Consider the following 11,901-nt stretch of genomic DNA (forward strand, 5'->3'; position numbering starts at 1 on the left):
CACCGGCGCCGGCACGGCCACGCCTTCGGGGCGGTACAGGCGCAGCGGAATCGGCCCCAAGGGCCCCGGCGCCTGCAGCTCGCGCAGCTCGGCCATCGCCGGCGGCGCAGGTTGCGTGAAGTAGCGGCGCTCGCGGTAGACCTGGCGCGCCTCCTGCGGCGTCAGCAGGTGCGTGGGCGGCAGGCCGCGTTCGGCGATCAGCTGGATCAAGGCCTGGGCTTGCGGGTCGAGCATGCGCTGTCTCCTGCGGTTGCGGGGTCGGCGCAGTTTAGCGGCGCGCGGCGGCAGGCAACTGGTTGCTTTTGGCAATCTTTCTGTTGACAATGCGCCGATGGCCGAACCGAACATCGACCCCGCCCGTGTGGCCGCGCTGCGTGGCTTCAATCGTTTCTACACCCAGCGCATCGGCGTGCTGCATGAGCGCCTGCAAGGCGGCAGCTTCACGCTGGCCGAGTCACGGGTGCTGTGGGAGTTGTCCCACCTGCCAGCCGACCAGCCGGGCCTGAGCGCAGCCACGCTGGCCCGCACGCTGGACCTGGACCCCGGCTACCTGAGCCGGCTGCTGAAGGCGATGAAGTTGCGCAAGCTGCTGCGCCTGCAGCCCTCGCCCACCGATGGGCGGCAGCAGCTGTTGACGCTCAGCGCCGCCGGCCGCCGCGCCTTCGCGCCGGTGGACGCCGGCTCGCAGGCGCAGATGGCGCAGGTGCTGGCGAGTGTGCCGGCGGTCGACCAGCCGCGGCTGCTGGCCGCGATGCAGACCATCGAAGACCTGCTCGGCGCCCGCCGCAGCGAGCGCCCGCCCTACGCCTTGCGGGCGCACCGGCCGGGCGACATCGGCTGGGTCATCGCCCGCCACGGCGCGCTGTATGCCGACGAGTTCCAGTGGGACATCGGCTTCGAAGCGCTCGTCGCGCACATCGCCGCGCAGTTCATCGACCGCTTCGATGCGCGGCGCGAAGCCTGCTGGATCGCCGAACGCCCCGGCGCGGCCGGCCAGGCCGAGAACATCGGCTGCGTATTCCTGGTGCAGGCGCGTGACGAGGCCACTGGCGAGCCCGAAGCCGGCGTCGGCCAGTTGCGCCTGTTGCTGGTGGAACCCGCGGCGCGCGGGCTGGGGCTGGGGGCCCGGCTGGTTGCCGAATGCACGCAGTTCGCGCGCCGCGCCGGCTATCAGAAACTGCGGCTGTGGACACAGAGCAAGCTGCTGGCGGCCCGTGCGATCTACCGCCGCGAGGGCTATCAACTGATCGGCACCGAGCCGCACCACAGCTTCGGCCACGACCTGGTCGGCGAGATCTGGGAGATGTCCCTTGCCTGAACCGCGCCCGGCAGCATCACCCTGCCCCTGCGGCCGGCAAGACGCCCACGGCAGTCGCGGCCTGCCCGCCGCCTACTCCGATTGCTGCGGCCGCTGGCATGACGGCCCGCTGCAGTTGCAGGCGCCCGATGCGCAGGCGCTGATGCGGTCACGCTACAGCGCCTACGTGCTGCAACGGGCTGACTACCTGCTGGCCACCTGGCATGCCAGCACCCGGCCGGCAACGATCGACTTTGAACCCGGCCTGCGCTGGCTGGGCCTCGATGTGCGCCGCCACGCCAGCACCGGGCCCGACAGCGCGGTGGTCGAATTCGTCGCGCGCAGCAAGCTCGGTGGCCGCGCGCACCGCCTGCACGAAACCAGCCACTTCGTGCGCGAAGCCGGACGCTGGTTCTACCTCGAGGGAAAGACCGACAGGGACGGCCCCTGATCGCGACAATGCGCAGCCCTGTGCACCCGAAGGCCGCCACGGCCGCCCTGCATGACCAACGGTCCCCTTGCCGCCGCCCTGGCCTACATCCTCTGGGGCATCTTTCCGCTCTACATCAAGCAGGTCGCGCATGTGAACGCGCTGGAAGTGGTGGCTCACCGCTCGGTGTGGTCGCTGGTCTTCATGCTGGGGCTGCTGCTGGTGCTCAAGCGTTTTGCCTGGCTGCGCGATGCGCTGCGCCAGCCGCGCGTGCTGGGCGTGTTCATGCTCAGCGCACTGCTGCTGTCGGCCAATTGGCTGGTGTACGTGTGGGCTGTCAGCCACGAGCGGGTCATCGATGCCAGCCTGGGCTATTTCATCAACCCGCTGGTCAACGTGATGCTGGGCTGCCTGGTGCTGCACGAACGGCCGCGGGTCGGCCAATGGGCCTCCGTGGCGCTGGCCGCGGCCGGCGTGCTGTGGTTGACGGTGGGAGCCGGCCAGCTGCCCTGGATCTCGCTGGTGCTGGCGGCGAGCTTCGGCCTCTATGGCCTGCTGCGCAAGACCGCGACGCTGGGCGCCATCGAAGGCCTGACGTTGGAGACGCTGGTGCTGGCGCCGCTGACGGTCGGGCTGCTGCTGTGGTTTCTATTCTTTGGCGACGGGGCGTTCCTGGGCGGCGACGGGGCCACCGATGCCTGGTTGCTGTTGGCCGGCCCCTGCACCGCCATCCCCTTGCTGCTGTTCGCGGCCGGCGCACGGCGCGTGACGCTGGCCACGCTGGGCCTGCTGCAGTACCTGGGGCCGACCATCGGCTTCCTGCTCGGCATCTTCGTGTTCCACGAGCCCTTCGATCCGGCGCGCGGCATCGGCTTTGCGCTGATCTGGGCCGGGCTGGTGGTCTACAGCGGCGAGAGCCTGTGGCGCCTGCGCGGCAGCGCTACTGCCCGGTGAACTTCGGTGGCCGCTTCTCGGCCCAGGAGGCGCGGCCTTCCTGGAAGTCGGCCGACTGGGCGGCTCGCAGCATGTCGCGATTGAACTCGTCCCCATCCAGCCGACTGGTCGCGATGCGGTTCAGGTGCTTCTTCATGCCCAGCACGGCCAGCGGGGCCATGCTGGTGAGCGTCTTCGTCAGACCCTCGGCGGTGGACTGCAAGGCTTCGGCGGCCACCAGGTGCGTGAGAAAACCGATCGCCTTCATCTCGCCGGCATCGATGCGCTCGGCGGTCAGCAGCAGGCGCTTGGCGGTGTCCAGGCCCAGGCGGCTGACGTAGCGTTCCAGCCCACGCTGGTAGAAGTGCAGGCCCAGCCGCGCGGCCGGCATGAACATCTCGATGCCCGGCACGCCGAGGCGGAAGTCGCAGGCCAGCGCCAGATCGGTGGCGCCGCCGTAGACGCCGCCCTGCAGCAGCGCCAGCGTCACCGGCCGCGCGTCTTCCAGCGCGTTGACCACCTCGTCGAAAACCAGGGCGCGGTCGCCGGCCAGACTGCCGATGTCGTAGCCGCTGCAGAAGGATTTGCCGCTGGCCAGCAGCCGCAGCACCAGCACGGCTTCGGTGGCGTTCACCGTTGCGATGTGCTCGGACAGCTGCGCCAGGTCGTCGGGACCCAGGCGATTGGCCTGTTCCGGCCGGCGCAAGCGGATGGTGGCAACGGCGCCATCGATCAGGAGTTCAGGTGTGTTCATGAATTCAAGGTCTTTCCCGGGAATGGCGAACCGTCGGAGTGTGCCGCGTAGGCCGGCTTACCATCGCCAGCAACTCATCTGGCCACCATCGCGCATGACACACCCGCCCGCCCGCATCCCCGGCCGCCGCCTGCTGCACGCCCCAGGCCCGACACCCTTGCCCGACGCGGTGCTGCATGCCATGAGCGCGCAGCCGATGGATCTGGCCGACCCGCGGGTCGACGCCACCATCGCGGCCTGCGAAAACGGCCTGAAACGCCTGCTGCGCACCACTGCGGCCGATGTCTTCCTGTACGCCGCCAACGGCCATGGCGCCTGGGAAGCGGTGATCGAGAACCTCGCCGCGATCGGCGAATGCGTGCTGGTGCCCGGCACCGGCCACTTCAGCGAATCCTGGGCGGTGCAGACCGAGGCCTGTGGCCGCCAGGTGCTTCGCACGCCCTGGCGCGAGGGCTGGCCGATCGATGCCGGCGCGGTGGAGCAGGCCTTGCGCGACGACAAGGCGCATGCCATCAAGGCCGTGTTCGCGGTGCACACCGACACGGCCAGCGGCGTCACCAACGACATCGCCGCGCTGCGCAGCGCCATCGACGCGGCACGCCACCCGGCGCTGCTGGTGGCCGATGTCGTGGCCTCGCTCGGCGCGGTGCCCTTTGCAATGGATGCGTGGGGCGTCGATGTTGCGGTGGGCGCGTCGCAGAAAGGCCTGATGTGCCCGCCCGGGGTCGGTTGCGTCGCGGTCAACGCGGCGGCCTTCGCGGTGGCCGAGCGCAATGCCTCGCCGCGCTTTTATTGGGACTGGGTGCGGCGCAAGAGTGATCTGTCGTACCGCAAGTTCTGCGGCACCGCGCCGCAGAACCTGTTGATGGGCCTGGAGGCCGCGCTGGGGCTGATCTTCAGCGAGGGCCTGGAAGCGGTGTGGCAACGCCATGCGCAGCTGGCCGGTGCGGTGCAGGCCGCCGTCGAAGGCTGGCGCGAAGGTGGTGCGCTGGACTTCTTTGCGCAGGAGGCCACCAGCCGCTCGCTGTCGGTGACCACCATCGCGGTGAGCCCGGGCATCGACACCGACGCGCTGCGCACCGTCGCCCGCGAGCGTTTCCAGGTCGCGATCGCCGGTGGCCTGGGCCCGCTGGCCGGCCGCGCGTTTCGCATCGGCCACCTGGGCGACTGCAACCCGGCGATGATCCTCGGCGCGATTGCCGGCGTGGAGGCCGCGCTGGAGACGCAGGGGGTGCCGGTCGGCAACGGCGGCACGCGGCGTGCGGTGCTGAGCCTGGCGGGGCGCTGAACTCGCGGCGGCGCTCAGGCGAGGTCTTCATGAAGGCACAGGATGTTGCCTTCGGTGTCCTCGAACCAGGCCGCCTTCTCGGACCCCAGCACGCAGACGTGGTCCACCGTCTTCAGGCCCGGCAGGTCGTAGTCGGCAAAGCGCACGCCGCGGGCCTTGAGCGCCGCGACGGCCTGCACGATGTCAGCCACGCGAAAGCTCAGCGCCGTGTGTTCGGCCTTGGTGCCTTCGGGTTTCGGGAACAGCGCCAGTTCAGTGCCGCCGCAGCGGTAGATGAACTTGCCGTCCGCCCGCGCGCCCAGCGGCGGCAGGCCCAGCTGTTGCTCGTAGAAATGCCGGGCTCGGTCCAAATCCTTCACCGGCAGCATGCAGCTGACCGTGCTGTGGGCAAGTGCTTCCATCACCAGGCTCCTTGACGCTGCACCGCGGCCGCGCATGCTGGGTTTGTAGGCGATGTGCGCAGCTTTGCCCAGGGGCAAATCGCGCACACCCCCGCGACCCGGCGTTCAGCGCAGGTCGCCCGCCAGGCTGGCCAGCGTCTCCGGCGCAATCATCACGTGTGCCGGGTAGTGGGTATGGTCGCAGCCCAGCTTCACTGCCGCACCGGCACGCACCGCTTCGCGCGCGGCCGCCGAGAACTCGAAGCGCACGAAGTGCACGGCCGAAGTCTTTTCGTCGTTCTCGCGGTCGAGGTCTTCGTCGGCGATGGCATAGACCCGCGCATGGCCCTCGACCTCGACGAACAGCCGGTCTTCCACGCCGATCAGGCGCGCCAGCTCACGCCGGCGCTCATGCTCATCGGGGTATTCGATCAGCATCGTCGCCTTCCAGTTGCTGCCATCGGGCACCAGCGGGGCGTAGGCCTCGATCTCGCTGACGATGCCCTCTTCCTCGAAGATTTTCTCGATGCGCAGCATTTCCTGGATCTGATAACGCACCGTCTGCTCGTCCTCGAACTGCAGGTTGATGTGCTCGCCGAGCTGCACGCTGCGCAGCCGGCGGTGCGTGATGATCTCGCCCTTGTGGGCTTTGCGGTACTTGGCGTAGGCCTCCAGCGTCATCAGGCTGTCGGGGGTGATGGTGCTCATCGTGTTCACTCCAATCCGTAGGCGTGGCGCAGCAGGCTCAAGGGGTGCTGCAGCGCCTTGGCCGGCGTGCCGGCCTGTTGCATGCCCTGTGCGATGTGGTGGCCGGCCAAGGCACAGTCGCTCGAGATGAAGTCCGGCGCATCCTTGGCCATGGCCTTGAACACCGGCTTGCCGATCTTCATCGCCACCGGGTGGTACGGCGTCTTCACGCCATAGGTGCCGGCATGGCCCGAACAGCGCTCCACGGTGTTCAGCGCGACCTTCACGGTCTGACCGATCAGCTTGAACATCTCTTCGGTCTTGCGGCCGATCTTCTGCACGCGGCCATGGCAGGGGATGTGGTAGCTCACCTTGCCGAGGTCGCGCTTGAAGTCGACTTTCAGCAGGCCGTCCTTCTGGCGCGCCATCAGGTATTCGAAGGGGTCGTACATCGCGTCCTTGACGAGTTGCACATCGGCTTCGTCCGGGAACATCAGCGGCAGCTCCTGCTTGAACATCAGCGTGCAGCTGGGAATGGCCGACAGGATGGCGTAGCCCTCTTTGGCGTACTTCGCGAGCACGGGGATGTTGTCGTCCTTGTGCGATTCCACGGCCTTCAGGTCGCCCAGCTCCAGCTTGGGCATGCCGCAGCAGGATTCCTTCTCGACGATGACGTAGGGAATGGCGTTGTGCTCCAGCACCTTCAGCAGGTCATGGCCGATGCCGGGCTCGTTGTAGTTGACATAGCAGGTGGCGAACACCGCCACCTTGCCCGGTGTGCGTTCGCCGTCGATCACCTGCGTGGAGCGGCCTTGCTTCTCGGCCGTCCAGCGGAAACGCTTGGTGGCCAGCTCGGGCATCCAGGCCTCGGGGTGCACGCCCAGCACCGAATCCATCGTCGAGCGTGCGGCCTTGCTGCGGTTGATCGCGTTCACCGCCTGCACGACCACCGGGATGCCGGCGAAGCTGCCATGCACATCGGTGGAGGCCAGGAACTTTTCGCCGGGACCTACCAGCCCCTGGCTGTGCTTGATGGCCTTGGCCCGCAGCATCAGGTGCGGGAAGTCCAGGTTCCACGGGTGCGGCGGCACATAGGGACACTTGGTCATGTAGCACAGGTCGCACAGATAACACTGATCGACCACGTCCCAGTACGCCTCCTTCTTGACGCCGTGCACCTCGCCGTCATCGGTGGCGTCGACCAGGTCGAACAGCGTCGGGAAGCTCTGGCACAGGCTCACGCAGCGGCGGCAGCCGTGGCAGATGTCGAACACCCGCTCCATTTCCTTGTAGCAATCGTCCCGGTCGTAGAACTGGGGGTTCTTCCAGTCCAGCGCATGCCGGGTGGGCGCTTCAAGATTGCCTTCACGCGTGCTCATCGAGGTGCCTCGTCCAGGTGTTGTTGTTCAGCGCTCAGCAAAAACAGACAAGGGGCAACAAAGCCCCTTGTGCATTCAGTGCTCAGCCGGTGTCAGTCGACCAGCTGGTCCAGCGCCTTCTGGTAGCGGTTGGCGTGCGAGCGCTCGGCCTTGGCCAGCGTTTCGAACCAGTCAGCAATCTCGTCGTGGCCTTCGCCGCGCGCCGTCTTGGCCATGCCCGGGTACATGTCGGTGTACTCGTGCGTCTCGCCGGCCACGGCAGCCTTCAGGTTGTCGCGCGTGGGGCCGATGGGCAGGCCGGTGGCGGGGTCGCCCACAGCCTCCAGGAATTCGAGGTGACCATGCGCATGGCCGGTCTCCCCTTCGGCGGTGGAGCGGAACAGCGCTGCCACGTCGTTCTGGCCTTCGATGTCGGCCTTGTTTGCGAAGTACAGGTAGCGGCGGTTGGCCTGGGATTCACCCGCGAAGGCGTCCTTCAGGTTCTGCTCGGTCTTGGATCCTTTTAAGCCCATGGCAAGCTCCTCTTGGAAGTGGATCGACGGTTGCCCGTTCCCGGACAACACAGCCGCACGCTACTCCAGGCCCACCAGCACGGCCAATACAAAGCTTCAATGCAATCAATAGTCAATAGCTATTAAAAATACAAACTGAATAGCATTATCCAGATCGTGCGCAAGCTGCGTCAATCCAGCCCCAGCAGGCGCAGGGTCAGCGCGTGGGTGCGTGCGCCAGGGTCGGCCAGGTCATGCAGCACATCGAAGTGGTTGCGGCCGGTCAGCGTCTCGCACACGGGGACGGTGCTCGGGCCCCACTGGTCGCGGATCAGGCGGTTCTGGCGGACGAACTCCTCGCTCTCCTCGCTGCCGACAACGGCATACAGCGGCCCGCGCGGTCGTGGAAAAAAGGCCGGGCTCAGGCGGCGCACGTTGGTGGGCGTCAGCCGCAGATCGGACTGCAGAAACGGTGCCAGACGGACGGGCTCCAGGTCATAGACGCCCGAGATGCCGATGGCGCCACCGACCACCCGCGTCGGCAGGTCGCTGCCCACGTCCTTCCAGCGGCAGCTGAGCAGCATCGCCGCCAGGTGCGCCCCGGCCGAATGGCCGACGACGACGATACGCGACGGGTCGCCACCATGCGCCGCGGCGTGCCGGTAGGTCCACGCCAGCGCCTGGGTCATCTGCAACGCGATCTGCTCGATGCTCGCCGCCGGGCACAACGCGTAGTTCGGCACCACCACCATCGCGCCGGCCTTGACGAAAGCCGGCGCCAGGAACGAATGATCGGCCTTGTCCAGCGAGCGCCAGTAGCCGCCGTGGATGAACACCAGCACCGGTGAACGCGGGCGCTGCGCGGCAAACACATCCAGCTGCTCTGCAGCGCTGGGGCCGTAAGGCAGGTCCAGCCGCACACGCAGCCCCCCGCGGGCCAGCACCGAGGCGTCCGCCCAGCGCGCCAGGATGGCGGCATGCTCCGCCACCCGCGCCCGGTTGTTGTACTGCACGTCGTACCACGCGGGATCTTCTTGCACTGCCATCGCTATCCTCCGGGTCAAAGCCTGCTCGGCCAAGGCGGCTTTCTATCGCGCATTGACCGCTTCTCGCAGCATTTCCGTGCTGCTAGAATGCCGGCTTTTCGGGGGCGTAGCTCAGCTGGGAGAGCGTCGCGTTCGCAATGCGAAGGTCAGGAGTTCGATCCTCCTCGTCTCCACCAAGTCAAGATCCCGGGTCGCCCCGAGAGATCCCAGGAAACCGGAAAAGCCCTTAGGAATCAACGCCTTGGGGCTTTTTTCTTGGCCCGCTGGATCCCAGGCGAACCCGCGCGATACGAGTTCACATTGCAGGAACTTCCGCAGTAACCAGAGAATCTTCCCGGTTCTCTCGCAAAAGTTACTGCATGGCCCAGCACCTCATCCCTTCAGCCGCAACCCTCAAGGCGATCAAGCCCGGCGATGCCAGGCGCCGCCTCAGCGACGGCGCCGGGCTCTACCTGCTCTTGTTCGTCAAAGGTGGGTCACATGGCTGGCGACTCGACTACACATTCCAAGGTCGGCGCAAGACCCTGAGCTTGGGCACGTACCCTGCCACCAGCCTCAGCGCAGCGCGCCTGAAGGCCGAGGAGGCCAGAACGATGGTTGGCTCGGGCACCGACCCGAGCAAGGCGCGCCGACAGCAGCGCCACTTGGTGGCCAAGCAACTTCATATCGAGAAGTTGGTGGATGCAGGTCTGCCCGTTCCGGAATCATTCGAAGCGGTGGCACGCGAGTGGTACGCCAAACACTCGCCCTCCTGGGCGACCAGCCACGCCGACAAGATCATCCGGCGCCTGGAGCGCGACGTGTTCCCTTGGCTGGGCGCCAAACCCATCAGCACCCTCAAGCCCCCCGAGTTGTTGCAGGTGCTCAATCGCGTGGAGGTCCGAGGCGCAATCGAGACGACCCACCGAGTCCAACAGAATTGCAGCCAGGTCTTCCGCTATGCCGTCGCGATCGGCCTGCTGGAGAGCGACCCGAGCCGGGACTTGCGCGGCGCGCTGCCCCCGTGGCGGCCGGAACACTACCCGACGTTGACCGACCCTCGCCGTGTCGGTCAATTGCTTCGGGACATTAACGCGTACGAAGGCGGATTCATCACCCGCTGCGCGCTGAAGCTTTCGCCACTGCTCTTCGTTCGACCAGGCGAACTGAGACGCGCCGAGTGGAACGAGATCAACCTTGACGCAGCGGAGTGGCGCATACCAGCACCCAAGATGAAGGGGCGCGTGATGCACATCGTTCCCCTCGCGACGCAGGCACTGGCAGTACTGCGCGAATTGAAGCCGCTGACGGGACCGAATGGCTGGGTATTTCCGGGAAACAGGACCAACGGCGAGCCCATGAGCGAGAACACGGTCAATGCGGCTCTGCGAAGGCTGGGCTACGAGCGGGCGACGATGACTGCCCATGGCTTCCGCGGCATGGCCTCCACCATGCTGCATGAGATCGGCTGGGCGTCCGATGTCGTCGAGCGGCAACTCTCCCATGCCGAACGGAACTCGGTGAAGGCTGCCTACAACCACGCCGAACATTTGCCAGAGCGTCGACGAATGATGCAAGCGTGGGCTGATCACTTGGACCAACTAAAGCAACTGCGAACTGTTGATCCGTAGGTCCCTGGTTCGGGCTTTTCTCATCTGACCTCGTGGCTGCGGGTCTGCGGCGCCATCCGCACTGACGTTTGTGCGTGTCGGCGGTGCGGCAGCAACGAAGCCGCAAGCGTCCGAGAAGGCCGCGTGCCGGTAGCGCGGCGCGCAGCCGAGCTCGGCGCGGCGCAACACTGCCTCAGGTGACTCAGGTGCGCGCGCATCTGGACGTCGGTAATATTTGCGACGCGAGGGACGAGCCCGATGTGCGAATGAGAGAGTTCCCGCGCAGTGTCATCATCGGCCCCAGCCGCCGATTCGAATGGCCGCCGTCAGCGTGAGTGCGTACAACGCCATGCTGAAGGCGACGACCAGAAACAGCCCACTGGGCTGCACCCGCAGCAGGTGCACACAGACCCAACCACCGACCATGATCAACGCTAAACGCAGGACGCTGCCAGCGAGCGGCCAGGCCATTCGACCGGCACCCTGTGAGGCGAAGGTAAGCGTCGCTGCCAGACCGAACAGGCCGTAGCTCGCACCGACGATGTTCAGGTACAGGCCCCCAAGTTCATGGACCGCAGGATCGGCAGTAAACATGTTCATCCATAGACCCGGCCAGACAGCGGCGGTCAGCCCGATGCTTCCCGTGACGGCAGCGACCAGGCCGCTCCCTGCCCATGTGACGCGCAACGCCCGCTCCCTTTGCCCTGCACCAAGGTTCGTCGCGACCATCGCTGTCAATGCCGTCCCGACACCGAACGCGATCGGCACCAGGATGTATTCGAGACGAGCAGCTATCCCGTAGCCGGCGAGTGCGGCCAGGCCGAAGCTGCCCACGAATGCGGTTGTCAGGGCGATGGATCCGTTGCTGATTAACGGACCCACCGAGCTTGGCAAGCCTACGCGCAGGATGCATCGCAGAAGTTCGGCGTGCAGGCGCCATGGCAGACCCCTGAGATTCACCGCGCCCTCAGGTCTCATCAGATAGAACCCCATGCCCAATGCGGCAGCGGCGTTGGTGACCAAGGTGCTGGTTGCGGCACCCGCAATCCCCAGTCCGGGCATCGGACCCCAGCCAAATACGAGCAGGGGGCACAGCGCCAGGTGGGCAAGCGCCGCACCCAGGAGTGCCAGCGAAGGCTGGAGCATGTTGCCAGCGCCCCGCACGATAGCGGCAAGCACGTTGGTCAGCCAGATGACCAGGGCACCGCCGAACAGAACGTTGGAGTAGATCAGCGCGTCTGCGAGCGCGGCGCCCAGCCCGCCCATGGCCTCGTAGATTGCACGCCCCAGGACGAACTGCGCGATTGTGAAAATGACCCCCGCCACACACGCGATGAAGAGTGCGTGCTGCGCCAGGCGAGTCGCATCGTCGCGTCGCCCGGCGCCCAGCGCTCGGGCGACGGCAGCGGTGGTTGCCCCGCCGATGCCGCCCGCCGCCATTTGCAACATGAGCATCGACGCAGGCAGCACCAGTGCGACCCCGGCCAGTGCGCTAGGCCCCAGGCGCCCAAGTATGAAGCAGTCGTAGCCGATCACAATTGTCATCGCGAACAAGCCGATGATGTTGGGCGCTGCCAGCCGAAGAAGCGTCCGCATCAGTGGCGCGTTCAGCATTTGCTGCGTCCTT

At 66.7% G+C, this 11,901-nt stretch carries 12 protein-coding genes, 1 tRNA gene and 1 pseudogene; 6 read left to right on the forward strand and 8 right to left on the reverse strand.

Going from position 1 to position 11,901, the window contains the following annotated elements; genetic code table 11:
* Nucleotides 1-234: pseudogene (locus VLK61_RS30760) on the reverse strand (alpha/beta hydrolase); the annotation flags it as partial.
* A gap of 97 nt (nucleotides 235-331) precedes the next feature.
* On the opposite strand from VLK61_RS30760, the gene VLK61_RS30765 reads away from it, so the two are divergent.
* The 3 genes from VLK61_RS30765 to rarD are packed head-to-tail and all read left to right on the forward strand — an operon-like array spanning nucleotide 332 to nucleotide 2,681.
* Nucleotides 332-1,318, forward strand: a complete 987-nt coding sequence (locus tag VLK61_RS30765; RefSeq protein WP_325427308.1) for a bifunctional helix-turn-helix transcriptional regulator/GNAT family N-acetyltransferase — start codon at nucleotides 332-334, stop codon at nucleotides 1,316-1,318.
* Nucleotides 1,311-1,748 (forward strand): YchJ family protein, encoded by a 438-nt coding sequence (locus VLK61_RS30770; RefSeq protein WP_325427310.1) that lies wholly within the window; start codon nucleotides 1,311-1,313, stop codon nucleotides 1,746-1,748. The genes VLK61_RS30765 and VLK61_RS30770 overlap by 8 nt, the downstream gene beginning before the upstream one ends.
* Nucleotides 1,749-1,799: 51 nt before the next feature.
* The gene (rarD, locus tag VLK61_RS30775) at nucleotides 1,800-2,681 is read left to right on the forward strand and encodes an EamA family transporter RarD (RefSeq protein WP_325427312.1); all 882 of its coding nucleotides are present in this window, start codon (nucleotides 1,800-1,802) and stop codon (nucleotides 2,679-2,681) included.
* Here rarD and VLK61_RS30780 read toward each other — a convergent pair.
* Nucleotides 2,668-3,414 carry an enoyl-CoA hydratase/isomerase family protein gene (locus VLK61_RS30780; RefSeq protein WP_325427314.1) on the reverse strand — a complete coding sequence of 249 codons (747 nt, stop codon included), beginning with the start codon at nucleotides 3,412-3,414 and terminating at the stop codon, nucleotides 2,668-2,670. The two genes, rarD and VLK61_RS30780, sit on opposite strands and share 14 nt — an antisense overlap.
* Nucleotides 3,415-3,508: 94 nt before the next feature.
* Here VLK61_RS30780 and VLK61_RS30785 point away from each other — a divergent pair, with 94 nt between their 5' ends.
* Entirely contained in the window at nucleotides 3,509-4,702 is a 1,194-nt protein-coding gene (locus VLK61_RS30785) for a pyridoxal-phosphate-dependent aminotransferase family protein (protein WP_325427316.1), read from the forward strand.
* A gap of 14 nt (nucleotides 4,703-4,716) precedes the next feature.
* Here the strand turns inward: VLK61_RS30785 and VLK61_RS30790 are convergent, their stop codons facing one another.
* The 5 genes from VLK61_RS30790 to VLK61_RS30810 form a co-directional block, all read right to left on the reverse strand.
* Nucleotides 4,717-5,103, reverse strand: coding sequence for a VOC family protein (locus VLK61_RS30790; RefSeq protein ID WP_325427318.1), 387 nt, complete (start codon nucleotides 5,101-5,103; stop codon nucleotides 4,717-4,719).
* Between the two features lie 105 nt (nucleotides 5,104-5,208).
* Nucleotides 5,209-5,790 carry a DUF3501 family protein gene (locus VLK61_RS30795; protein ID WP_325427320.1) on the reverse strand — a complete coding sequence of 194 codons (582 nt, stop codon included), beginning with the start codon at nucleotides 5,788-5,790 and terminating at the stop codon, nucleotides 5,209-5,211.
* Nucleotides 5,791-5,795: 5 nt separating this feature from the next.
* Complete coding sequence (locus VLK61_RS30800) at nucleotides 5,796-7,148, reverse strand: (Fe-S)-binding protein (RefSeq protein WP_325427322.1); 1,353 nt, start codon at nucleotides 7,146-7,148, stop codon at nucleotides 5,796-5,798.
* Between the two features lie 92 nt (nucleotides 7,149-7,240).
* Nucleotides 7,241-7,660, reverse strand: coding sequence for a rubrerythrin family protein (locus VLK61_RS30805; protein ID WP_325427324.1), 420 nt, complete (start codon nucleotides 7,658-7,660; stop codon nucleotides 7,241-7,243).
* Nucleotides 7,661-7,830: 170 nt separating this feature from the next.
* Nucleotides 7,831-8,685, reverse strand: coding sequence for an alpha/beta hydrolase (locus VLK61_RS30810; protein WP_325427326.1), 855 nt, complete (start codon nucleotides 8,683-8,685; stop codon nucleotides 7,831-7,833).
* 100 nt (nucleotides 8,686-8,785) lie between these two features.
* Here VLK61_RS30810 and VLK61_RS30815 point away from each other — a divergent pair.
* Both VLK61_RS30815 and VLK61_RS30820 read left to right on the forward strand, forming a co-directional pair.
* A tRNA-Ala gene (locus VLK61_RS30815) sits at nucleotides 8,786-8,861 on the forward strand.
* Between the two features lie 183 nt (nucleotides 8,862-9,044).
* Nucleotides 9,045-10,295: a tyrosine-type recombinase/integrase gene (locus tag VLK61_RS30820; RefSeq protein ID WP_325427328.1), complete on the forward strand. Its 1,251-nt coding sequence runs from the start codon at nucleotides 9,045-9,047 to the stop codon at nucleotides 10,293-10,295.
* 270 nt (nucleotides 10,296-10,565) lie between these two features.
* On the opposite strand, the gene VLK61_RS30825 is transcribed toward VLK61_RS30820, so the two are convergent.
* Nucleotides 10,566-11,901, reverse strand: a 1,336-nt coding sequence (locus VLK61_RS30825; protein WP_325427330.1) for an MATE family efflux transporter, incomplete at its 5' end; no start/stop codon positions are given.

It is taken from the genome of Aquabacterium sp. (genome assembly GCF_035476535.1).
Taxonomy (GTDB): Bacteria; Pseudomonadota; Gammaproteobacteria; order Burkholderiales; family Burkholderiaceae_C; genus Pseudaquabacterium.